Raw genomic sequence first — 23815 nt, 5'->3', positions numbered from 1 at the left:
CCACTTAACTACTCATCAAAATGACGTAGATTCAGTCGGTTGGTTTAATGTGAACCTCACCTTACGCGATTCGAAATCACTTAGCAGAATCCTATTTAATTCCCTGAAAGCGCCTCGCAAAACCTACTTAACCGTACTCCCGGCGTGCCAGATTTTCTCGGCATAGCGCCCTATCACCGCCAGCGATGCCGCGAGGATCAGGAAAAAGATCACTTTGTTCATCCCGTCCCAGAAGTATTCGAAATAGCGGGTGTAGAGGTTGATGGCAAGAAACGTCAGGCCAAAGCCGCGCAGCATCCCGTCGTCGGTTTTCAGGCTGATGTAAATGCAGAGCACCGCCGCGACGGCAAACAGCAGCGCCCACGGCAGCAGTGAAGCCTGAGTGACGCTGTACCAGTTATCCACATCGTAGTTACCAAAAATCGACATGATCCACAGCGCGACGAACAGATACGTCAGCCCCATCGCTTTACTGGTGGTGTACAGATGACGCGCCTGCAACATCGCGCGCAGTACCCAGCACAGCGCCAGTAGCGCGCCACCAAAGAAGATAAATCGCACCGGATAATTCATCCCCAGCCAGTACGCGCCCCAGCCGGACATATAGCCCGTCTCTGCGCCAAACCAGTTGCCAAGCGATAGCAGGAAGAACAGCCACACCAGGCCTGAGCGACCAAAAAACCCTACCAGCCCGTAAACCGCGCAGCCCGCAAGGAACAACGGCGCGATGTGACCGCTGCCGTTATCAAGCCTTTCGCCAAGCTGCCAAAGCGCGATGGCGGTAAAAAACACACCAAGGAACAGGATCGCCTCCGTGCTGTAGTGCCACTGGGTTTCCCACCGCTGTCTGGCAAATCCCCACAGGTAAAACAGCACCGCCGCCAGTGCAGGCAACCCGATCCGGGCGATGGAAGAGAAAGAGAAAAATTCGATGATGCGCGCCATCAGTTCGCTATCGGCAAACAGGCTGCCAATAGCGATAATGACGCACGCCAGCGCGGTCCAGAAGGCGTAGCGACTCAGACGCTGCCAGTCCATCGCAATGCGTTTCAGGCTGCCCGCCAGACGCTGATGCTCCTCAGCCGTTAATGCGCCCTCCTGTTCCCACTCGGTGAGAGCGCGGCGAAGAACTTTTTCCTGCTTACGCGTAACGTTCATATTCGATCCCTGAAAGAAGTGGATTTAACTGAGTATAACAGCCTGCTCCGCCAGCCATGTCAGCGCCCGCTCCCCGGTTTCATCCACCGGCAGATAAACCAGCAGCCGCGATCCGTTACGCGGAGCGGAATACCAGTACATTTGCTGGAGAGTAAAATCGCCAAGTTCCGGGTGGGTGAACAGCTTGAGCTGGTTTTCGACACCGCGCACGTCGTTGCGCTGGTGCCAGAGGGTTTTAAACTCCTCAGACACCGCAAAGAACCGCGCCAGTTTCGCTTCCCACTGAGGATCGCCCCGGTGCTCCGCCATTGCCGCGCGGAAGTAAGAGACAAAAATCGGCAGCACGTCGTCACGCTTGCCCAGCCGGGCGCGCCACGCCGGATGGGTAAGAAACAGATAAATACAGTTGCGGTCTTCCGGCGGAATTTCATTGAAATCAACGCCCATCAGATGTCCGAAGCTGTCATTCCACGCCACGATGTCAAAATTGGGTTTCTGAATGCTGGCAGGTTTCGGCATCAGGGTGTCGAGCAGGCGGCGCGTACCTTCGCTGATCCCCTCACACTGTACCAGCTGCGGTGCTTCGCCCGGCGGCAGCCCCGCCAGTACAAATACATGTCGGGTTTCCGTTGGCGTGCATTGCAGCGCTTTCGCCACCGCCGCCATAACGGCGCTGGACGGGTGTACGTCCCTGCCCTGTTCCAGCCAGGTATACCAGGTGACGCCGACATCTGCGAGCAATGCAACTTCCTCACGGCGCAGGCCCGGCGTGCGGCGGCGCCCGCTGCGCGGTAACCCCAGGCGCTGCGGATCGAGGCTTTCGCGACGCGCACGCAAAAATGCCCCCAGCTGTTTTCGGGTGTCATCCTGAAGCGAGGTGACCGGTTCAGACATCAGCGCCATATTTCCCCCTGCATGGTAGTGCCAGTACCAGTATAAGCAAGAACTGGTACCCGTTTATCAGATCGTTGATGCTACGACCATCTGTTGAATGACGCAATGGAGTTACCATGAATACGTCAGTTGTTTCACCGGGTCGTGCAGGCCTGATTTTGCTGTTAACCGGCCAGATGCTGCCGCTGATTGATACCTCAATCACCAACGTCGCGCTGGACTCCATTACCCACTCGTTACACGCCACCGCAACCGAACTGGAGCTGATTGTCGCGCTTTACGGCGTGGCGTTTGCCGTCTGTCTGGCGCTGGGCAGTAAGCTTGGCGATAACCTGGGTCGCCGTCGTCTGTTTATGGCTGGGGTGGCGATTTTTGGTCTGGCGTCGTTGCTGTGCGGTATCGCGGGCAGCGTTGAGCAACTGCTGGCCGCGCGCATCGTTCAGGGTGCCGGGGCCGCGCTTATCATGCCGCAGATCCTCGCCACGCTGCATGTCACCCTAAAAGGAACAGCGCACGCCAAAGCCATCAGCCTGTTTGGCGGTATCGGCGGCATCGCCTTTATTGTCGGGCAGATGGGCGGCGGCTGGCTGGTATCTGCGGATATCGCCGGGCTGGGCTGGCGAAATGCCTTTTTCATCAACGTGCCATTCTGCCTGATTGTGCTGGCGTTAAGCCGCCGCTATGTACCGGAAACCCGGCGAGAAACGCCGTCGCGCATCGACTGGCAAGGGACCATACTGCTGGCGGCGATCCTCTGCTGCCTGCTGTTCCCGATGGCGCTTGGCCCGCAGTGGCACTGGTCCTGGCCACTTAAGGCTGCGCTGATTGCCATTATTCCGCTGGCCTGGCTCATGGCGATGAATGCGCGCAAAAAAGAGCGTGAAGATGCGCACCCGCTGATCCCGCCGCGTCTTTTGCAGCTCGGCAGCATTCGTTTTGGCGTGCTGATTGCGATGCTCTTTTTCAGCGTCTGGTCCGGGTTTATGTTTTGCATGGCGCTGACCATGCAAACGGGTCTGGGCATGGCGCCGTGGCAGTCCGGGAACAGCTTTATTGCGCTGGGCGTGACCTATTTCATCTCGGCCTGGTTTGCCCCGCGCCTGATTGCCCGCCACAGTACCAGCCGTATTCTGCTGATGGGTCTGGCTATTCAGATAACCGGCCTGCTGGCGCTGATTGCCACCTTCCGCATCTGGGGGATGAGCAATACCGCCCTTACCCTGGCCCCGGCGACCGGGCTGGTGGGCTACGGCCAGGCGCTGATCGTCAACAGTTTCTACCGTATCGGGATGCGCGATATCCAGCCCGACGATGCCGGTGCCGCCAGCGCCATTCTGAGCACCCTGCAACAGGCGGCATTAGGCCTTGGCCCGGCCATTTTCGGGGCGATTTTGCTGCACGCGCTGCAAAGCCATCACGGTGATTACACCCAGGCGATTAACCTGTTCCTGGTGGTCGAAACGGGAATGATGGTGGTGCTGGCGCTGGTCACACTGCGGATGCGTCATCGCCTGTGTATGCCCGTAGTAAAGGCCTGCCACGCGGTGAAATAAACCCTCCGAATTTGCATAATAGATCCGCAGCCGCCATTATGGGGCTGCATCAATACAGGAGACGTTATGCAGGAATTAATTACTCAGGTTGAAGAGTTAGGTATTGAAATTAATCACACCACTTCCCTGGTGATCATCTTTGGTATTATTTTTCTTACCGCCATCGTAGTACATTTTATTCTGCACAAAGGGGTGCTGCGGGCATTTGAAAAACGCGCCCAGGCCAGTAGCCATTTGTGGTTGCAGATAATCACGCAAAATAAATTATTTCACCGTCTGGCATTTACCCTCCAGGGGATTATCGTCAACGTTCAGGCGGTATTATGGTTACAAAAAGGCAGCGAAGCGGCTGAAATTCTGACCACCTGCGCAAAGCTGTGGGTGATGGTATACGCCCTGCTTTCTTTCTTCTCGCTGCTGGACGTTATGCTCAGGCTGTCGCAAAAAATGGCGACCGCTTCGCAGCTCCCGCTGAAAGGGATATTCCAGGGGATAAAACTGGTCAGCGCAATCCTGGTGGGGATTTTAATTATCTCCCTGCTGATTGGTCAGTCGCCCGCCATTCTGATCAGCGGCCTGGGGGCGATGGCTGCGGTATTAATGCTGGTCTTTAAAGACCCGATCCTGGGCCTGGTGGCCGGTATTCAGCTTTCCGCCAACGACATGCTCCGGCTTGGGGACTGGCTGGAGATGCCGAAATACGGGGCAAACGGCACAGTAACGGATATCGGCCTGACCACGGTGAAAGTACGCAACTTCGATAATACGATAACCACCATCCCAACCTGGGCGCTGGTGTCTGATGCCTTTATCAACTGGAGCGGGATGTCGGCTTCCGGCGGGCGACGTATTAAACGTAGCCTGAATATTGATACCACCAGCATCCATTTCCTCAGTGAGCAGGAACAACAGCATCTGATTCAGGCAAAACTGCTCAAACCTTATATGGCCGCACGCCATGAAGAAATCAGTTTATGGAATGAGGAAAACGGCGAAGGCGAGTCAGTATTGAACCTGCGCAAGATGACCAATATCGGGACATTCCGCGCTTATCTGAATGAATATCTGCGTAACCACCCGCGCATTCGCAAAGATATGACCTTAATGGTGCGCCAGTTAGCCCCTGATGCCAACGGGCTGCCGGTTGAAATATATGCCTTTACCAATACCGTTATCTGGGCAGAATATGAAACTATTCAGGCCGATATTTTCGATCATATTTTCGCGGTAGTGGATGAGTTTGGGCTGCGTATTCACCAGTCACCAACCGGGAACGATATCCGTTCGCTCGCCGGCGCACTGGCGAAATAATTCACGAGCTGGCGCGGGATATAAAGCGCCAGTCCATCATTATCCTTTCTGTCGGCGCATCCGGATTGTCGATTTTATTCAGCAACAGGTCGACCGCCTTACGCCCGATATCCCGCGAAGGTTGTTCGATAGTGGTCAGGGAGATCATGTCGGCAAGCTCAGTGCCATCAAATCCCACCACGGCGATATCCTGCGGCACGCGCAGCCCCGCCTGCTCTATCGCCCGCAGCGCGCCTGCCGCCAGCGTGTCCGATACGGCAAACACCGCATCCGGTGGGTTATCTGCCAGCAGCTTTTGCATCGCGGCCATCCCGGCGGCAGAGCTGAGATCGCGGGCGTATTCCACAACCTGATAATCCAGTTCGCGCAGATGCAGCACGCTTTTGTAGCCGCGCTCGCGCAGACGGGCATATTTGTAGCTTAAATCGTGGTTAATCAGGGCAATGCGTTTACGCCCGCTGTCGGCAAGCTGACTCACCACATGTTGCGAGGCATCGACATCATTGATCCCCACGCAGGACACGGCTCCGGCATCGGCGTATTCGGCACACTGAACCCAGGGCGCCGCCCCAATCAGCGCTGAAAGTTCGGGAAGTTTGGTGAACGCATCCATGGTGATAATGCCGTCGACAATTTTACCTGACAGCAGGCTTAAGCCTGAGCGGGAGCGTTCGATATCAGAGCCGGAGTTGCACAGCAGAATGCGATAGCCGTTTTTTTCGGCCTCTTCTTCGATACCTTTCACCACTTCCGCGCAAAACGGGTTGGCGATGTTGGACACCATCACCAGGATCATATAGCTGCGGGCGGTGCGCAGCTGGCGCGCCAGCAGATTAGGCTGGTAATTGCTCTCTTTGATGGCTGACAGGACGCGCTCGCGGTTTTTTGCCTTTACGGTGTCGCTGTTATTGAGCACGCGCGACACGGTGGCCACGGACACGCCGGCAAGCTGAGCGATTTTCTGAATTGACATAACGACGACACATCCTGCGGTTAGCGTTTTATGCAGGCTATCATAAATTTGTTGCCCGGCGAACCGGGCAACACGTCATCGCTCAATACGTACCCACCGCTGTTGCTGATGACTTTTTACTATCGCATCAATGATATACATCACGTTCGCCCCCTCATGAAAGGTGGCGAACAGAGGTTGTTCCGGCATCCTGCCCGCCTGAACCGCACGGTAAAACTGCACCATCATATTTTTGAACGCGTCCGGCCAGCCTTCGATATGGCCTCCCGGGAAATGGGCGCTTTCCGCCACATCCGGGTTCATTAGCCCCGGATCGTCGCTCAGCAACTGATTCGCCTGCGCACGATGGCCAATCCACAACCGTTGCGGCACCTCCTGATCCCACGCCACGGAGTGCTCACTGCCGTTGATCTCAAAGGTCAGGCGGTTTTTACGCCCGGCACTGACCTGCGAAACGTTAAAACTGCCTTTGCTGCCGTCATCAAAGCGGAACAGCACCGAGCCGAAGTCTTCGGTTGTGACCGGCTTATCCTCATACGCTGCCCGTTCGTCGTGGGTGAAGGTTTGATTTCCCGCCACGCTGGCCTTGCGCGTTGGCCAGACTATCGAGAGATCGGCCATCACTTCGGTTATCCGCCGCCCGGTAACAAACTGCACGGTATCGCACCAGTGGGAGCCAATATCGGCAACCGCGCGCGATGCCCCACCGAGTGCGGCATCCACCCGCCAGTTGTAGTCTGTTTCCAGCAGCATCCAGTCCTGCAAATAGCTGCCGTGGGAAGCGAACAACTGCCCGATACGGCCTTCGCGCACCATGCTTGCCGCCTGGCGCACCATCGCAAACTGGCGATAGACAAAGCTGACGCCATGAACCACACCCGCCTGCTCTGCCAGCGCCACCAGCTCGCGCGCCTCTTGCGGCGTCATGCACAGGGGTTTCTCGGAAAAAACATGCTTGCCCGCGCGTATAATCTGGCGATTCACTTCCGCGTGCAGATGATTGGGCGTGCAGTTATGTACCACGTGCAAATCCGGGTGTGCCAGCAGCGCATCAATGCTGCCGTAGGCGTGGGGTACATTTAGCGCGCGCGCTTTTTCCTGCGCCTGGGCAAGCGAACCATCGCACAGCGCCACCACCTGCACAAACCCCAGGCGGCGAAGCGCTTCAATATGGGCCGGGCCGATAAACCCGCTGCCGATAATGCCGACGTTAATCATTGCTGCCTCCTGCGGCAAAATCATCAAATGCACGCCCCGACACCGGAATAATGTGGCGGCGGATAAACTCACGGCCCTCGCTGGCACCGGTGTCGCCATCCTTCAGACAACATTCCCACTCCAGCACCGCCCAGCCGTCATAATCGTATTGCGTCAGCTTGCTGAAAATCCCCTTAAAATCAATCTGCCCGTCGCCCAGCGAACGGAAGCGCCCGGCCCGATTGATCCACGGTTGATAGCCGCCGTACACGCCGCTGCGCCCGTTCGCCCTGAACTCGGCATCCTTAACGTGGAATGCCTTGATCCGCGAATGGTAGAGATCAATAAAGGTCAGATAATCCATCTGTTGCAGCAGCATATGGCTTGGATCGTAGAGAATGTTGCAGCGCGGGTGGTTGTCCACCAGCGCCAGAAAACGCTCAAAGGTCACGCCGTCGTGCAGATCCTCCCCCGGATGCAGCTCAAAGCAGACATTCACCCCGTATTCATCGAAGGTATCAAGAATCGGCCGCCAGCGACGTGCCAGCTCGCGGAACGCTTCCTGGAAACGCTGCTCATTATGCGGTGGCCACGGGTAGAAATACGGCCAGGCCAGCGAGCCGGAAAAGGTTGCGTGCGCATTCAACCCTAACCGGGACGATGCCGCTGCCGCCTGTTTCAGCTTCTCTGTTGCCCAGGCCTGGCGCGCCGTATCGTTGCCGCGCACCGCTTCTGGCGCAAAATGGTCAAACGCCTCGCGATAGGCCGCGTTTACCGCCACCAGTTGCCCTTCCAGATGAGTCGAAAGTTCGCTGATAACCAGCCCATACCCGGCCAGCTTTGCGGTTATCTCGTCGCAATAGGTCTGGCTTTCAGCCGCCTTTTCCACATCAAAGATATGCGGATGGTTGCAGGGGATTTGCAGCGCTTTATAACCCTTGCCTGCCGCCCAGCCCGCCAGCCCGTCCAGCGAGTTAAACGGCGGCTGCCCGCTGATAAACTGCGACAGAAAAATGCCCGGTCCCTTAATGGTTCTCATACCACCTCCTGAATGTTAAGCCTTGTCATCGTCATACCTGAACGTGAGAAGGAAAATCAGTGCAATCGCCGCGGCCGCGACCGCCGGGATCCACCAGAAAGCCACCCACGCCTGTGGCAGGGTTTGCCCGGCCACCAGTCGGCTGTAGAGTGCACCCGAAATTTGCGAGCCCAGCAGCATCCCGATACCGTAAGTGAACATCACAATCATGCTCTGCGCCTGACCTTTCACTCTCTCCCCCGCGACACGGTCGGTATAGATAAAGCCGACCACGAAGAAGAAGTCGTAACACACGCCGTGCAGCAAAATGCCCAGATAAAGCAGGAAGCGCCCTTCCTCACTCACGCCCAGGGCGAAGAAGGCATAACGCACAAACCATGCCAACATGCCGACCAACAGCATGTATTTCACGCCCAGACGGCGGAACAGCAGAGGGATTACCAGCATGAAGACGATTTCGGACATCTGCCCGAACGACATGGCGGTACTGACATCGGCAATACCTGCATCGGCCAGATAAGACGCGGTATAGGCGTAGTACGTCCCGAGCGGCACGGAAATCAGCATTGCGCAGAGCGAGAAGATAAAGAAATGGCGCGTTTTGAGCAGTGCAAAGGCGTCTGCACAGAAGAGATCGCGCAGCTGTACCGGCATCCCTTTCGCCGGTGCCGGGGTGTGCGGTAACGTCAGACTATAAAGCGCCAGCAGCACCGAACAGGTGGCCGCAATATGGAAAATGGTAACGCTGGACGCCACGCCGGTAACGCCGATAAAGATCCCGGCGACAATCCAGCCAATCGTGCCGAACACGCGCACCACCGGGAAGGTTTTATCAACATTCGCCAGGCTGTGAAACGCGATGTTGTTGGTGAGCGCAAGCGTGGGCATGTAGCAGAGCGTGTAGCCAAACAGCAGGCCAATCAGCAATGCGCCATTTTCCGCAATTAGCGCCCCAGGCACGAACCACAGGATCGCCGCCCCTGCCAGATGCATGACCGCCATCACCTTCTGCGAGGCAAAGAAGCGATCCACCAGCATCCCGAGCACAAACGGCGAGAGAATAGAAGCAATTGGCCCTGCGGAGAACGCATCGCCAATCAGCAAAGACATGTTGTGCTGGGTCATGACCAGGCCGAGCGTAACCGACCAGCTACCCCAGATAAAAAACTGCATAAACATCATCAATGACAGACGTGGCACAAGAAGCCGGTGCTGCGCTATCGCCTTTTCACTACTTTCAGTTGTTGACACCATGATGAGCCTCACCCAGAAAAAGTAATCGATTACAAAACAGTTCAAATGAAAAGTAATCGATTACAAAATAAAGATCCTGTGGATCGAAACAGAAATGGGAGAGGGGTCACGATAAAGATCATTTCATCGCCAGCCCAGCTGATTTGATTGGTTTTATAGCCTATTGGCTATAAAATGATATAGCGAGGAAGAAATAAGGAGAAACGATGTGGGACATCGAGACAACGGACAGATTTGATAAATGGTTTTTTAACCAGACACTCGCATTAAAGGAGGACGTACTTGCTGCAATGCATATTCTCGCTGAGTTTGGCCCTCAGCTTGGGCGTCCATATGTCGATACCGTAAAAGCTTCAGCCTATCCGAACATGAAAGAGCTGCGGATCCAGCATTCAGGCGATCCTATTAGAGCCTTTTTTGCTTTTGATCCACGTCGCACCGCCATTGTGTTGTGTGCCGGAGACAAGAGCGGATGTGTTGAGAAGCGATTCTATAATGAGATGATTAAGCTAGCTGATGCTGAATTCAGCAAACATCTGGCAAATAAGGAGGCCATATGGCATCGCTAAAAGAACTTATGGCGCAACAGAGTGCAGAAAGTCAGGAGCGTATCGCGACGAAAGTTGAAAAGATGCGCCGAATTGTTGCCCTTAATCAACTGCGGGAAGAACTGAGCGTTTCACAAACGGAGCTCGCTGCGGCAATGGGGGTAAAGCAACCCACAGTGGCAAAAATCGAACAACCGGGCAACGATCCCCGACTCTCAACACTCAAACGCTATGTCAGTGCGCTTGGGGGAGAACTCAGTATTGATGTGACGCTACCGAATGGAAAACGGATAGCGTTTCAGATTTGATGCACAGTTTAGCCGGGTGGCGGCTCCGCCTGACCCGGCCTACGCTGGTTTTGTAGGCCCGGTAAGCGAAGCGCCACCGGGCTTTAAGGAAGGTGCGGTCAGATGCCCTCACCCCGGCCCTCTCCTTTTGGGAGAGGGGAAAAAACCGGGCTACTTCTTACGTGACAGCTTAAACGCCACAAACAGGAACAACACCCACACTGGCAGCAGCATCGCGGAAAGACGCATGTCGTCGATAGTGCACATCAGCACGAGGATCAGCCCCAGGAAGGCGATACAGATGTAGTTCCCCGCCGGGTAGAGCAGCGCCTTGAACTGGGTGTCGCGCCCCTTGCGGCGCATTGCCGCGCGAAAACGCAGATGCGCCAGGCAGATCATTATCCAGTTCAGCAGCAGCGTGGCGACCACCAGGGCCATCAGCAGGCCAAAGGCCTCTTTTGGCAGCAGATAGTTAATCAACACCACCAGCGACGTGATAGCACCAGAAAGCAGCAGGGAATTCACCGGCACGCCACGATGGCTGACGCGGGTTAAGAATTTCGGCGCATTACCCTGCACAGAGAGGCCAAACAGCATTCGGCTGTTGGAGTACACGCCGCTGTTATAGACCGAAAGGGATGCCACCAGAATGACGAAGTTCAGCGCTGAAGCCACCACGTTGCTGTTCAGATCGTGGAAAATCATCACGAACGGACTGCTGTCGGATTTGACTTCTACCCACGGATAGAGCGCCAGCAGCACCACCAGAGAACCAATGTAAAACAGCAGGATGCGGTACACCACCTGGTTCACGGCTTTAGGGATGCTTTTATGCGGATCGCGCGCTTCAGCGGCGGTGATCCCAATCAGCTCCAGCCCGCCGAAGGAGAACATAATCACCGCCAGCGACAGGATAAGTCCCTTCCAGCCCGTTGCCAGGAAACCACCGTGCTGCCACAGGTTATCGATGGTTGCGCGTTCGCCACCGTGACCCGAGAACAGCAGCCACAGGCCAAAGCCAATCATACCGATAATCGCCAGCACCTTGATCAGCGCAAACCAGAACTCGGTTTCGCCATACAAACGCACGTTCACGAGGTTAACGGCGTTGATAATAATGAAGAAGGCCGCAGCCCAGATCCAGGTCGGCACGTCCGGCAGCCAGTACTGCATATAGATGCCTGCGGCGGTCAGCTCCGCCATGCCCACCAGCACGAACATCACCCAGTAGTTCCAGCCGGACAGGAAGCCTGCAAACGGGCCCCAGTATTTATAGGCAAAGTGCGCGAATGAACCTGATACCGGCTCTTCGACGACCATCTCGCCAAGCTGGCGCATGATCAAAAAGGCGATAACCCCGGCGATACCGTAACCCAGCAGCACTGCCGGGCCCGCCATCTGGATCGCGGGGCCGATGCCGAGAAACAACCCGGTACCAATAGCGCCGCCGAGGGCAATTAACTGGATATGTCGATTTTGCAAACCACGTTGCAGCGTCGGACTCTGTTCCGACGAGGCTTCGGCGCTTTCACTACCCGAAGCGGATGACGCGTCTTTCACGTCCTACCCCTGTCTCTTTTTTAGAAGGGGCACGTTTTAACACTTCATGCTGGTGGTAGCAAGGGATTGGGGCATCCTTGCCCCTGATAACGAGGGTGGAACTCAGAACTCGTAGCCAACCGAGACCTTAAAGGTCCGTGGTTCGCCTTGAGTGATATACGTACCGGAATCATCAACAGACGCCCAGTAGTTTTCGTTGGTGACGTTGTCGATGCCCGCACGAAGGGTCATCTGGTTTTGATTCTGCTTAACCGCAAAGCGGTAGCGCATCCCCAAATCCAGGGTGGTGTAGCTGTCCAGCTTTTTGGTGTTGGCCAGGTCAGCATACTGCGTGCCAGAGTGGTTTACGCGCGCGGTTGCCGTTAGCCCGTCAATCGGTTTGATGTCGTATTCAGCACCCAGTACCGCATAGAAATTCGGTACGCCGATGGCATCATTGCCCTGATTAAGGCCGTTGTTGGTTTTGGTCAGCTCCGCCTGTAACCAGGTGGCGCTGGCATTGAGACGCATCCCCAACATTGGCTCGCCAAAGACATTCAGCTCAACCCCACGGTTACGCTGCTCGGCATCCAGACCATAGTGTTTGGTCACGCTGTCGAGAATGGCCGATGGCATTTTGATTTCAAACAGCGCCAGCGACCCGCCCACGCGACCGAAGTCGGCTTTGACCCCAATTTCGTTCTGTTTTGAATGGACGATCCCGGTGCTCTGACCGTAGTTGGTTGCCGAATCTGGCGCGGTTTTACCCGGCTGCAAGGCCTCGGTGTGGTTAGCGTAGAGCGAGATCTCATTCCACGGCTTATACACCACGCCGTAGGTTGGCATCCAGCGGCTGCCATCGAAGCCATCGGCGTCGTTTTCTGCCCCGGTGATTTTGTTATAGCCGCGGATCACCACCTTCTGATGGCGAGCGCCCACGGTGAACAGCAGTTTGTCGTCCAGCACGCCGAGCGTGTCGCTTAACAGCCAGCCCTGAGAGCGGGTGCGACCGCTGGTGAGCGGGTCACTGTAATCGCCCCCGGAGCCGTTAAAGTTGGTGCTGTCTGGCGCATTCACGCCGGTATTGTGATAGATATTGGTGTATGGGTTATCCGCCGCCTTCGACATCTTCCACGCGATTTTTTCGTTTTTGGTCAGCGCGGAATAGCCGACGTTTACCTTATGCGAGACGAAGCCGGTGCTGAAGTTGCCGCGAATGCCTGCCATGCCGCTGACGGAATCGCTGATGCGGTTGGTGTCAAGCCGGCTCACAATCGCCCGGCCACTTTTATCGAGGATCTTCGGTGCGCTGTATAACCCTTCTTCGTGCGCATGTTGTGCGCCGAGGCCGGCGTATGCCGTCCAGTTATCGGTGATGTCGTATTCGCTGCGCCACATCCCGAATTCGTTTTCGATATTGCTGTAAGCCCATTTCTGCGAGATGTTGCGGTCATTTTTCGGTGGCTCAGGAATGAAGTCTACTGCCGAAATGTTGACGCTGGTTGGGCTGCCGTGGAAGGTCTTCTTCTGATAGCCCACATCCAGCGAGGTGCGGAAGTTATCGCCTTTGTAATCCAGGCCAGTCGAGAGCAAGGTGGTGCGGCGACGATCGTTCTCCACACCGGTTTCCCCTTCGCGATGGACCAGGTTCACCCGCGCACCAAACTGATCGCTGTCACCGAAACGACGACCGGCATCCAGAGTAGTACCAAACTGCGAATCAGAGGTGTAATCCACCCCAACTTTCGCCTGAGGAGTTTCGCCTGCGTGTTTTGGCTCAAGGTTGATCATCCCGCCCACGGCAGAGCTGGCCGCCCCGTTCATCAGGGAGTTTGCCCCTTTGAAGATCTCGATGCGATCCACCATCTGTGCATCAACCACCTGGCGCGGCAGCACGCCGGACAGGCCGCCAAAGGTCATGTCATCGCCATCAAATTTCAGGCCACGAATACGGAAGCTTTCGGCACTGTTACCGTAGCCCTGCACGTACTGCACGCCCGCGTCGTTGGCGACCACATCGGCAATGGTTTTCGCCTGCTGATCTTCAACCAGCTTTGCGGTGTAGCTGACCAGGTTAAACGGCACGTCCATGGCGTTCTGCTGGCCGAGCATTCCCATACGTCCACCGTTTGCCACCTGCCCGTCAAGGAAGGCAGGCACCAGCCGATCGCCGCCTGGTTTGAAGGCGTCTGCCGCAGCAGACTGAACGACAATGGTGTCTTCATTTTTGTTGTCCGCCGCAAAGGCGGAGTGCGTAACCGCGCCAATGGCGAGCGCCAGCAGCGTTTTGTGCATTGTGGTGTTGGTCATAATTAACTCATTAAAAGTACGCGCAAAATTGGCCCGTGAACGGGCCTTAGAATTTAGTTAAGCGAAATACGAACGACGCTGTCCGGCCCGTTAGTTGAGTGGTCTTTGTTGAAAGCCTGTTTAACGGTGACGTACAGAGTCTGGCCATCTGCGGACAACAGCAGGCTGTTCGGATTCGGCGGCAGATCCCATGATCGCTTCACGGCATAGGTGGTGGCGTCCAGGCTCAGCAGTTTTCCGCTTTCGCGCTGGGTGATGTACAGCTCATTGCGTATGGCGTTGAACTTCACCGCCAGCGAGTCGCCGACATCCAGCTGTTTGATAACCTCACCGGTGCGGATATTGAGCACCAGCGTGGTTTTGGCTTTGGAATTATCTGTAACGAACAGGCGGCCGGTGGCCTTGTCTTCGGCCAGATTCAGCAGCAGCGCTGGCTTGCTGCCCAGCGGCTTCCAGCGTGTTTCGATTTTGTTGGTGTGCGGATTGATGACAAGGATCTCGCCGCCACCGTTGGCTGCATACAGGCGGTCGGTCTGTTCAGACCACAGCAACCCGGTAACCCACTGGCCCGCGTTTTTGATGGTTTTTTTCAGCTTCAGGGTTTTGGCGTCTATCACCCAAATCACACCCGGATCGCCCACCCCACCCACATACAGCGTGCCGTCGTGCAGCAGAATTTCACGAGCGCCGAACGGGAAGCCCTCTTTGTTGCGCTCGGTGAACATCAGGCGCTTTTTCACTTTGCCGTCAGCGGTGCTCACGGCGCTGATGCCGCCGTCCAGCGAGTTAGTTACATAGACCGTTTGCCCGTCGGGGGACATCGCCATTGCGAAGTTTTTCAGGTCGGTATGGCTGCGGCCAATGGTTTTCAGCGTGGCGGGATCAAGCTTATAAATGACGCCGCCCTGAACGTCCTTGAACCCTTCAGAACTGGCAACGTACAGCGCATCGCCCTTCGGACTGAGCACCATTTCGTACAGCCCGTCGGCCAGGTCGCGTTGAATCACGCCGGTTTTCTCCGGCGCCGTTACCGTAGCGTTCGCCGCGGGCGCGGGCGTGGTGGCGGTGTGAGAGGCGGCACAGCCGGACAGAGAGACAGCAACAAGCCATGCCAGCGCAGACATTTTTTGGGTCATCAGGAACATCCTTTACCGTACAAAAGAAAGTCAGGCGGGAATTTGCGTAATATGTCGCTGTGCGATCTGCGTAATCCAGGGCGGTAAGGCCCGGGCAAAGTCCACCGTAAATACTCAGTGTTCCTTGTGAGCAGGCACTCACTGTTGCTGCGGGAGGCGTCCGTCGTTTCCGCAAACACTAAAGAGAATGAGAACTATACTCATTACATTTTTGTAATCAAGCGTAAATACTGATGAGGATTAAAAAAATAGCCGGAGCGTTAGAGCGGGATTTCCCCTCGCGCTAGCTTTTCGAACAGTAGAAAACCGGTGCGCCGCCGTAGGTGAAAATATAGCTCGAGGCGTTAACGGGGGTTATTTGCAGGCGAAGACCGCGCTCGCGGTGCTGGAAAAAGTCAGGGATATATTTCCTGAACGTTTCATGCCGGGTGGGCAGCGGATTAGTTTCATCTGAGACCAGAATGACGGAGCCGTCTTCGCGCCAGTACCGGAATGCGATCTTATTACTGACGGACTGCGGGGAACCGCCGTTTTCAATTAACTCCCCCGCCGACTCGTAAAAGCCGTTGCCATTGTTGAAGCTAAAATCGAGGATAACATCCAGCATTCTGTTTTCATCCACAATGGCGGAATGGATCTCACAGCTGAAATTATCACGCTGATGGTGGATATAGGCGGCCCCCAGCAACGGCGCAATAATCGCCGCGGCGATTAACGACCAGCGCACGATACCCTTATTCCTCTTCATGGTATTCCTGCCTGTAATAAATAGAGTGACAGCGCGCGTCGATGTCGTGCGGATTTTTATCACAAATAATGACGGCAACGCCGTGCTGGGCATGGTTGAGCGTTAAATATGCCCTCTCTCCCGGATTACAGCTAAGCGGATATCGTTCAGACAGCGATTCGAAAGCGCGGCGGCTTTTATCCTGGTCGAACCAGGAGGAATAAACTTCGCACTGGTTAATCTGGCCGACATAATGATAGGACGTCAATACCGGCTCATCGATTTTCCACGTCCGGTAAAACACCCCGCAGGATAAAATAAACAATAGCCCGGCAATCCAATAGGCAAAGGTACGTTTTTTAGCGGGTGCTGGCGATTCGGCCATTGCGGAGCTTGTGTCGTCTAAAACCGATTCATCCGGGATTTTCTCCGGTGCAAGAAATGTCTCGATTTCCCCGGTACGCACCCGGGCGATGCACTTAAAGCCCTCCTTGGGCAGCGTTTTGATGATGTCGTCCGCCAGCCCGGCGGTTTTCAACGCTTTACGGATAGAAGCGATGGTCTGATAAAGGGCGTTAGTGGTCACTACCGCGCCCTGTTTTTCCCAGACGGTAGAAAAAAGATAGCGCTGAGTAAGCACTTGCTCATTGTGTTCAAGCAGTTGCAGCAGGCACGCATTTACCGGGCCGTGAAGGGTAACGGCCCGCTCCGGGTAGCCAGCGATCGGCCCCAGGCGGCGATGTGCCGGTTCAAACAGAATCGCGTCATTGATCAGAAAAACGTTTTTCATGGCATAACCATTTGCAACTGGCAGGGGAACATCGTGTTCACGGTATGTCGCTCATCGGCGGCTAAAATTTCTGATTCACATTTTTATCATTATAAACCAAACAGTTAAAACGCACAGATTTTGTCATCTTCCCGTCCTGCGGCGCGTTATGAATCAGTATAAATCAAATAACATCACTCCTCCCCAGCGCATTTTGCCCTTATCGTGTTGTTTATCAAAAGCGAAGCCGACAGCACACCGCCGGACAGGGGCAAGCTGCTGGATATAATCCTATAAATGAATATAAATTCGGGATTTCATGTTGAGCAATACGGTCATTACGTAAAATCAGAACAAACGCCGAATCCCAACGAAAAACGCAGAGTAAAAAATTGCAGATTTCATTTAATGCGCCAAACCTACCATCAACGAATGTTAAACGGACGGCTTCATATAGCGCATCGCGTTGTGGATTGGAAAGCATGTATAGCAGCCATATAATCCCCCATACAAAGAGTATGGATTATCACCAGTCTTATATATCGGGGTACATTTCAGTCAAAAATTAATGCAGGTATTAAGAGATGGGCTATCGTCTGTATGGATTTATGATCGGTGATGAAATTCATTTCGATATTGCGAACCGCAGGCTTTACCGACTGTCGGGAAGCCACGCTGATAAAAGTATTGCATTTGCGTCGATCTATTTTAACGAAACGATGCTAAGGCTTTTTCTTTATATGCTGATAAATGGCAGAACAACGCCGATAACCAAAGAAGAACTGTTTGAAGAGATCTGGGAGTCACACAACCTCAACCCTTCGACACAGCGCCTGTGGCAAGTTCTTCATAATTTGAACAGTAAATTAAGCCTGCTGGGCCTGCCAGGGAATTTTATCCAAAATATTAGAGGGCGTGGTTATATCGTTAATTATCCAGATGTGATCCCCGTTTATTACAGAATGAGTGAACTCCCGGCTCATTCTGCTAAAAAAGAGGAGAAGACAGATACCCTGAGTGAGTGATGTCAACTCAGGTGTTCGCCCCTTACCACGTGAGTGTGAGGGGCATTTTTTTGTATTTCTCAATAATAACGTTCTATTTTCACTCTGCTTATGGTAGCACTCATAGCACTGTTGGTAGGTTATTACCGGCACTGGAAAAAATCATGACTATATTAAATCGCTTTATCAATTTAAAAATCAGCAAAAAATTATTCCTCGGTTTCGCCACCGTTCTTTTAGTCACTGTCGCGATCCTGACGACCGGCCTTTTGGGACTCTACAATATTCAGGATAAGGTCGATAAAAACGGACATACCTCCGACCTGTTCAACGCGCTCTCCACCGTGCGTCTTAACCGCACCAACTATCAGTTCACGCTGGATCAAAAATACCTGGATCAGACCAATGCCGCGACCCAGCGGATGCAGGAAACGGTCGCAGAGCTGGAAAAATACAGCTGGTCCCCGGATGGAAAAACCAGGCTGGAAGCAACGGCAAACGCCGTGAACAGCTACGTTGACACGCTTTCGCAGTTCACGAAGGCGCTGACGGCAAAGAAAGCGATTGAGGAGAAGCTGAGCACACAGAATCTGTGCGACAACTCGGTGATTGCTTCTCAACTGAGCAACGGCAACACGCTGCCGCCTCAGCAGGCCCTGCTTGCATCGCAGGTGGCCTTTATCATGAGCGACATCGACTCGCAGGTCACACTGTACAAGCAGCACCCGACCGATGCGCTGGAGCAGGGGATCGTGACCCGCCTCGAAAGCGGAAAAAAAGATTCTGGCGAGCTGCTCTCTGCCGTATCTGAAGAGCACAAAGCCTGGCTGCTGGCGGGCATTGCCGATATGAACCGTATCGCCAGCGAGCTGGATAACTACAAAAACGTCTGGGCTGAGCAGTCCGCGCTGTCGGATACCTTAACCGGGAAGGCGCTTCTCCTGACAAAAGCCATTCAGGATCTCTTCTCCAGCCAGCAGCAAAAGGTGTTTGAGACCGTTGATGACATTCAGACACAAATGGTTATTGTGGCCGCCATCGGCATTGCATTAGGCATGCTGCTGGCTCTGGGTATCACCCGCTCGATTACGCGTCCGCTGAACGAAACGCTGCGCGTTGCCGAAAGCATTGCCCAGGGCGATTTGACCAGCACGCTGACCAGTACGCGCAGCGATGAGCCGGGCTTGCTGATGCAGGCAGTTTCTGCAATGAACGAAAATCTGAAGAAAATCATCAACGAAGTCCACGACGGCGTGGACAGCGTGGCCCGCTCGTCCTCGGAAATCGCCGCCGGGAATATGGATCTCTCGGCGCGTACCGAGCAGCAGTCTGCCGCGGTGGTGGAAACCGCCGCCAGCATGGAGGAGCTGACCTCTACCGTGGCGCTCAACGCGGAAAACGCAAACCAGGCGCGCCTGCTGGCGGAAGAAGCCTCGCAAAACGCCAGCCAGGGGAGCCAGATTTCCCGTAAAGTGATCGATACCATGAAAAACGTGCGCAGCAGCTCGCACCGTATTTCTGAGATCACCACCGTCATTAACAGCATCGCGTTCCAGACCAACATTCTGGCGCTCAACGCCGCGGTAGAAGCCGCGCGAGCCGGGGATCAGGGTAAAGGCTTTGCGGTGGTTGCCGCCGAGGTGCGAACCCTCGCCCAGCGCAGTGCGCAGTCTGCAAAAGAGATTGAGAACCTGATTAACGAATCCGTGGTTCACGTTGATACCGGTTTTAACCTGGTTGAAAGCGCGGGCGACGCGATGACCAAAATCGAGACCTCCGTCGCCCAGGTGCGCGACATCATGGGCGAGATTGCCGCCGCAACCGACGAACAAAGCCGGGGGATTTCGCAAATTGCGCAGGCCATGGCTGAAATGGACACCACCACGCAGCAAAACGCCGCCCTGGTGGAAGAGTCTTCTGCTGCCGCCAGTTCGCTGGAAGATCAGGCCGTGCAGCTTGAGAAAGTGGTGTCGATTTTCCGGGTATCCAGAGATGCCAGTACCCGCACTGAACCGCGTCGGGTGAGTGCAAGAAACCAGACTGGCCTGCTGTCCAGCACCAGACCAACGGCAAATGACCAGGATGACTGGGTCAAATTCTGACCATTTCCCTCCGTCGCCAGGCTATGTCCTGGCGACTTTACACCAACAGGCGAGCTATGACTCTTTTACCTAAGCACTCCCCGTCACTGTTCTCTGGCATCGGCACGCTCTTGTCCCGCGTGTTTACCCATACCCCGGCAAGAACCTTGCTGGAGGCCATCAACCAGCGCCAGATCGTGCCGTTTTACCAGCCATTTTTCGACAGCCAGACGGGGAAAATTGCCGGGATAGAGGTACTTGCCCGCTGGAAGCATCCGCTTTATGGCCATATCTCTCCTGATACCTTTATTCCACTGGCGGAGCAGTACAACCTGATTGCGTTATTAACGCATCAGCTGATTCAGCAGGTCATCACCGACCTCCGGCACCGGGTCCAGTTTTTCCCTGATGGGCTGTATATTTGCCTTAATCTCAGCGCGTATAACTGCCTCGATCCCCGCTTTGAATCTGATACCGTTGAGCTGCTGCACAAGCTCGATGCAGGTCAGGTCCAGGTGGTTATCGAAATCACTGAACGGCATCCCCTGCATTTCACGCCCCAGTTAAGCGAGTGGTTTGCCACGCTGCGAAAATCCAATATCGCCGTGGCGCTGGATGATTTCGGGACGGGATATTCAAATCTCTCTTATATTCACGCGCTAGCCCCTGAATTCATCAAGATAGACAAACTGTTTGTCAGCCAGATTAGTGAAAATGGTGACACGCGGCTCGTCGATAGTCTTATCGAGCTTGCGAATAAAATGCAGTTAAGGATCATCGCAGAAGGAGTAGAAACACAGTGCCAGGCTGACTATCTGCGGGAGAAAAAAATCGACTTTATGCAGGGGTATCACTTCTCCCGCGCCGTGCAAATCGAGGAGCTGGTCAGGATGACGATGCTGCAACAGGGATATGTCGCGCAATGAGAAAGGACGGAACGCCACCCCGTCATTCCGGGGTGGCGTTCACTGTGTTACTTTTTCTTGTAAATATTGGCCGTGCCATGAATTTTGTTATTCGTATTGCCTGACGTCAGCACCAGAACATCAGCACCTTTCTTATCCGCTTTCTCAATCAGCTCTTTTTTCGCATCATCAACCGAGACTTCATTCGAAGTGGAGACAGTACCGATTTTTTTATAATGAGACTCGACTTTTTTAAACTCAGCGCGAGTCATCAGTTCAGCAGCAAAGACATTAGTCGTAAACAGAAACGCCGTTCCCATCAAAATAGCAATTGTTTTTTTCATAACCTATTTTCCTTGAGATTAATAAACAACCACGTAAAACCTCACTTTTCTTGGTGAGGTTTTATCAGCATGGTAGAGAAAATCAGGAAATGCCACAAGCCTGGAAAAAATCTTTTATAACAACCCGTTGTCGGAAAATACTAACGAGTATTAAGAATTTCTTTCAGGCCTGCGAAACGCAAAAAACACGGGCTTTACCGGCAATATCGATACGTACAGACGTTCCCGGGTTCCACCCCGGCTGGCTCACCGTTTTCAGGACAAGCGGCGCTTGCTGTCCGGCAAGTGCCAGCGTGAGCGTGGACAAGTGCCCGGTGAAATCAACGTCAAGAATGGAGATTTGGCTTTCATGCGGCGCGCACGCGGTGACACGGAGCTGTTCCGGGCGCAACATCATACGTCCCTGCCCCGTTGCCTTTTCATCATCAGTCAGGACTTCACCCAGGGCGCATTTCGCACGCCCGGCGTTGAGCTGCGCGGGCAGGACCAGCGCATCGCCCAGGAACAGCGCGGTTTCTTCGTCCACCGGTTGGGTGTAAACCTCAAAAGGTGTCCCCACCTGGGTGAAACGCCCTGAACGCATCACCGCCACCTGGGTCGCAAATGACAGGGCTTCGTTCTGATCGTGGGTCACAAGAATAGACGCCACGCCCGCGTCAGCGAGCAGATCCGCCGTTGCTTTACGGGTCATGGCACGAAGCCCGGTATCAAGCGCAGAGAAAGGCTCATCCAGCAGCATCAGCGACGGACGTTGTGCCAGAGCACGCGCAAGCGCAACGCGCTGCTGCTGGCCACCGGAAATCTCATGCGGCCAGTGCGTTGCCAGTTGCCTGTCCAGCGACACCATATCCATCAGCGCCTCAACATGCTGGCGTTTTTCCTGCCGGGTGCCTTCCAGCCCCCAGGCAATGTTATCTGCCACATTGAGGTGCGGGAACAGCGCCCCTTCCTGCGGAACAAAGCCGATCCCACGCTGATGAGCCGGGACAAAATTCGCCTCATCAAACAGCGTTTTCCCCTGCATCACGATACGCCCGGCATCCGGCGTTTCAAAACCGGCAAGAATACGCAGCAGCGTTGTCTTTCCTGAACCCGACGGCCCGACAATCGCCGTTCTGCTTCCTGGCGCGACGGTCAGGTTCAGGTTATCGAGCACCAGCGCATCGGCAAATGATTTAGAAATCGACGTTAGTTCAAGCATATCAAAGCCCTGCGATTTTTTTAGACTGCATGTAAAGGATACCGGTCAGCGGCAGTGAGATAAGGATCATCAGCATGGCGTAAGGCGCCGCGGCAACGTAATCAATCTCACTGGTCAGCGCCCAGAAGCCGGTTGAAAGCGTGCGCGTTCCCAGCGGGGAGAGCAGCAGCGTCGCGGTAAGTTCGTTACTGACACCGAGGAAAACCAGCGCCGCACCTGCCGCCGCACCCGGTGCGGCAAGCCGCATGGTGACGCTCCAGAGCGCCTTCGCCGGAGAGCTGCCCAGGCTGCGGGCAACGTTTTCCAGCTCCACCGGCGCCTGCGCGATCCCGGCCCGCAGGTTAATCAGCGCGCGGGGCATAAACATCAGCAGATAGGCGAGGAACAGCGTGACTTCTGTCTGATAAATCGGCCGCGCGTAATGGATTGTTACCGTCACCAGCGCCAGCGCCGTTACGATCCCCGGCAGTGAACTGGTGATGTAAATGCACCCTTCCAGCATCCTGAACACGCGATGCGGATAGCGAATACCGAGCCAGGCAATGGGAATAACGCAGACGGTGGTCAGCAGCGCGCCACCCACGCCGAGTACCAGCGTCTGGCGAAGCGAGAGCCAGAGATCGGCGCTCATCCAGTTTTGCACGCCACCGAGCCAGATCCAGCGACATAACACCACCAGCGGGACACCCAGGGCCAGAATAACCAGCACCACAAACAGCGCCTGCCCCATCAGAGCCGCAGCCGGTTTCAGCGGCCAGCGTTTTTGTTCGCGCGCCGCGCCGGAGCCGATACGGGCATAACGGGCTTTACCGCGCGTTGCGCCTTCAAGCAGCAAAATCGCCAGGCAGCATAAGGCCAGTACGCCCGCCAGCATATTGGCCGCCGGGCCGCTAAACGTTGACTGGAACTGGTCGTAAATCGCGGTCGTAAAGGTGTCGAAGCGGATCATGACGTACAGGCCATATTCCGCCAGTAAATGCAGCGCAACCAGCAGTGCCCCGCCACAAATCGCCAGTTTTAGCTGCGGCAACACCACGCGGAAAAACACCCGCCACGGCGGAGTACCGAGCGAAGAGGCAACATCCTCAAGCGTCGGGTCAAGGCGGCGCAGGACGGCAGCAACAGGCATGTAGATAAACGGATAGTAGGCCAGGACGGAGAGAAACACGCCCGCAGAGAGCCCGTGCATAGAGGGCACGACACTCACCCAGGCATAGCTTTGGACAAATGCAGGGATTGCCAGCGGCGCAACGGCAAGCGCTGACCAGACCCGACGGCCCGCAAGCGTAGTACGCTCAGTCAGCCAGGCGATGGAAACCCCCAGCACAATGCACAGCGGCACCGCTAACGCAGTCAGCCACAGCGTGTTGCTGAGCAGCTCAGCAACACGCTGGCGAAACACGAGAGCCTTAATGGTTTCCCAGCCGGTCTCAAAGCCAATGGCAATGATAAAACCTAAAGGCAGAAGCGCCATTAATGAAAACAGTACCGCTAACGCAACCATCGGCAACGCCGGCCGCTTGCGGGGCGGCTGGCGGGATGGACTTTTACCGAGGTCGAGACTCAAACCAGACATAAGGCTTTC

The 23815-nt window shown here is 55.0% G+C and carries 21 protein-coding genes; 7 read left to right on the top strand and 14 right to left on the bottom strand.

Annotation, left to right across the window (positions count from 1 at the left end):
* Nucleotides 1–123: 123 nt before the first annotated feature.
* On the bottom strand, nucleotides 124–1158 hold the full coding sequence (locus N1249_RS05490) for a DUF2157 domain-containing protein (protein ID WP_259835174.1): 1035 nt from the start codon (nucleotides 1156–1158) through the stop codon (nucleotides 124–126).
* A 24-nt stretch (nucleotides 1159–1182) separates the two neighbouring features.
* Entirely contained in the window at nucleotides 1183–2061 is an 879-nt protein-coding gene (locus N1249_RS05485; RefSeq protein ID WP_259835172.1) for a helix-turn-helix transcriptional regulator, read from the bottom strand.
* A gap of 107 nt (nucleotides 2062–2168) precedes the next feature.
* On the opposite strand from N1249_RS05485, the gene N1249_RS05480 reads away from it, so the two are divergent.
* Together N1249_RS05480 and N1249_RS05475 are read left to right on the top strand one after the other, a co-directional pair.
* Entirely contained in the window at nucleotides 2169–3605 is a 1437-nt protein-coding gene (locus tag N1249_RS05480) for an MFS transporter (RefSeq protein ID WP_259835170.1), read from the top strand.
* 66 nt (nucleotides 3606–3671) lie between these two features.
* Nucleotides 3672–4916 carry a mechanosensitive ion channel family protein gene (locus tag N1249_RS05475; protein ID WP_259835169.1) on the top strand — a complete coding sequence of 415 codons (1245 nt, stop codon included), beginning with the start codon at nucleotides 3672–3674 and terminating at the stop codon, nucleotides 4914–4916.
* A gap of 1 nt (nucleotide 4917) precedes the next feature.
* Here N1249_RS05475 and N1249_RS05470 read toward each other — a convergent pair whose 3' ends face one another.
* The 4 genes from N1249_RS05470 to N1249_RS05455 form a co-directional block, all read right to left on the bottom strand.
* Nucleotides 4918–5889: a LacI family DNA-binding transcriptional regulator gene (locus tag N1249_RS05470; RefSeq protein WP_259835167.1), complete on the bottom strand. Its 972-nt coding sequence runs from the start codon at nucleotides 5887–5889 to the stop codon at nucleotides 4918–4920.
* 75 nt (nucleotides 5890–5964) lie between these two features.
* On the bottom strand, nucleotides 5965–7107 hold the full coding sequence (locus tag N1249_RS05465) for a Gfo/Idh/MocA family protein (RefSeq protein ID WP_259835165.1): 1143 nt from the start codon (nucleotides 7105–7107) through the stop codon (nucleotides 5965–5967).
* Nucleotides 7100–8125 (bottom strand): sugar phosphate isomerase/epimerase, encoded by a 1026-nt coding sequence (locus N1249_RS05460; RefSeq protein ID WP_259835163.1) that lies wholly within the window; start codon nucleotides 8123–8125, stop codon nucleotides 7100–7102. The genes N1249_RS05465 and N1249_RS05460 overlap by 8 nt, the downstream gene beginning before the upstream one ends.
* 15 nt (nucleotides 8126–8140) lie before the next feature.
* The gene (locus N1249_RS05455) at nucleotides 8141–9379 is read right to left on the bottom strand and encodes an MFS transporter (RefSeq protein WP_259835154.1); all 1239 of its coding nucleotides are present in this window, start codon (nucleotides 9377–9379) and stop codon (nucleotides 8141–8143) included.
* Between the two features lie 206 nt (nucleotides 9380–9585).
* Here N1249_RS05455 and N1249_RS05450 point away from each other — a divergent pair, with 206 nt between their 5' ends.
* Both N1249_RS05450 and N1249_RS05445 read left to right on the top strand, forming a co-directional pair.
* Nucleotides 9586–9948, top strand: coding sequence for a type II toxin-antitoxin system RelE/ParE family toxin (locus tag N1249_RS05450; RefSeq protein ID WP_259835152.1), 363 nt, complete (start codon nucleotides 9586–9588; stop codon nucleotides 9946–9948).
* Nucleotides 9936–10235, top strand: coding sequence for a helix-turn-helix domain-containing protein (locus tag N1249_RS05445; RefSeq protein ID WP_259835150.1), 300 nt, complete (start codon nucleotides 9936–9938; stop codon nucleotides 10233–10235). Before N1249_RS05450 ends, N1249_RS05445 begins: the two co-directional genes overlap by 13 nt.
* 150 nt (nucleotides 10236–10385) lie before the next feature.
* On the opposite strand, the gene pheP is transcribed toward N1249_RS05445, so the two are convergent.
* From pheP to N1249_RS05420, 5 genes are all read right to left on the bottom strand, one after another.
* Nucleotides 10386–11774: a phenylalanine transporter gene (gene pheP / locus N1249_RS05440; RefSeq protein WP_259835148.1), complete on the bottom strand. Its 1389-nt coding sequence runs from the start codon at nucleotides 11772–11774 to the stop codon at nucleotides 10386–10388.
* A gap of 102 nt (nucleotides 11775–11876) precedes the next feature.
* Nucleotides 11877–14063, bottom strand: a complete 2187-nt coding sequence (locus N1249_RS05435) for a TonB-dependent siderophore receptor (RefSeq protein ID WP_259835146.1) — start codon at nucleotides 14061–14063, stop codon at nucleotides 11877–11879.
* 53 nt (nucleotides 14064–14116) lie between these two features.
* The gene (locus N1249_RS05430) at nucleotides 14117–15199 is read right to left on the bottom strand and encodes a YncE family protein (protein ID WP_259835144.1); all 1083 of its coding nucleotides are present in this window, start codon (nucleotides 15197–15199) and stop codon (nucleotides 14117–14119) included.
* 283 nt (nucleotides 15200–15482) lie between these two features.
* The gene (locus N1249_RS05425; RefSeq protein ID WP_259835143.1) at nucleotides 15483–15947 is read right to left on the bottom strand and encodes a hypothetical protein; all 465 of its coding nucleotides are present in this window, start codon (nucleotides 15945–15947) and stop codon (nucleotides 15483–15485) included.
* A complete protein-coding gene (locus tag N1249_RS05420; protein ID WP_259835141.1) occupies nucleotides 15934–16716 on the bottom strand; it encodes a winged helix-turn-helix domain-containing protein in 783 nt (260 codons plus the stop codon). Before N1249_RS05420 ends, N1249_RS05425 begins: the two co-directional genes overlap by 14 nt.
* Nucleotides 16717–17279: 563 nt before the next feature.
* On the opposite strand from N1249_RS05420, the gene N1249_RS05415 reads away from it, so the two are divergent.
* The 3 genes from N1249_RS05415 to N1249_RS05405 all read left to right on the top strand — a co-directional run bounded on the left by N1249_RS05415 (nucleotide 17280) and on the right by N1249_RS05405 (nucleotide 20706).
* Nucleotides 17280–17720 carry a transcriptional regulator gene (locus N1249_RS05415; protein WP_259835132.1) on the top strand — a complete coding sequence of 147 codons (441 nt, stop codon included), beginning with the start codon at nucleotides 17280–17282 and terminating at the stop codon, nucleotides 17718–17720.
* A 143-nt stretch (nucleotides 17721–17863) separates the two neighbouring features.
* A complete protein-coding gene (locus tag N1249_RS05410; RefSeq protein ID WP_259835130.1) occupies nucleotides 17864–19801 on the top strand; it encodes a methyl-accepting chemotaxis protein in 1938 nt (645 codons plus the stop codon).
* A 56-nt stretch (nucleotides 19802–19857) separates the two neighbouring features.
* A complete protein-coding gene (locus N1249_RS05405; RefSeq protein ID WP_259835128.1) occupies nucleotides 19858–20706 on the top strand; it encodes an EAL domain-containing protein in 849 nt (282 codons plus the stop codon).
* 47 nt (nucleotides 20707–20753) lie between these two features.
* Here the strand turns inward: N1249_RS05405 and yahO are convergent, their stop codons facing one another.
* The 3 genes from yahO to N1249_RS05390 form a co-directional block, all read right to left on the bottom strand.
* Nucleotides 20754–21029, bottom strand: a complete 276-nt coding sequence (yahO, locus tag N1249_RS05400) for a DUF1471 family periplasmic protein YahO (protein WP_014069212.1) — start codon at nucleotides 21027–21029, stop codon at nucleotides 20754–20756.
* A gap of 163 nt (nucleotides 21030–21192) precedes the next feature.
* Nucleotides 21193–22230, bottom strand: a complete 1038-nt coding sequence (locus tag N1249_RS05395; protein ID WP_259835119.1) for an ABC transporter ATP-binding protein — start codon at nucleotides 22228–22230, stop codon at nucleotides 21193–21195.
* A gap of 1 nt (nucleotide 22231) precedes the next feature.
* On the bottom strand, nucleotides 22232–23806 hold the full coding sequence (locus tag N1249_RS05390; protein WP_259835118.1) for an iron ABC transporter permease: 1575 nt from the start codon (nucleotides 23804–23806) through the stop codon (nucleotides 22232–22234).
* Nucleotides 23807–23815 lie beyond the last annotated feature (9 nt).

Origin of the sequence: Enterobacter sp. CP102, from assembly GCF_025152625.1 — a bacterium.
Lineage (GTDB): Bacteria > Pseudomonadota > Gammaproteobacteria > Enterobacterales > Enterobacteriaceae > Enterobacter > Enterobacter soli.
The sequence above is the reverse complement of the archived record's forward strand: the minus strand, read 5'-3'. Positions and strand labels throughout refer to the sequence as shown.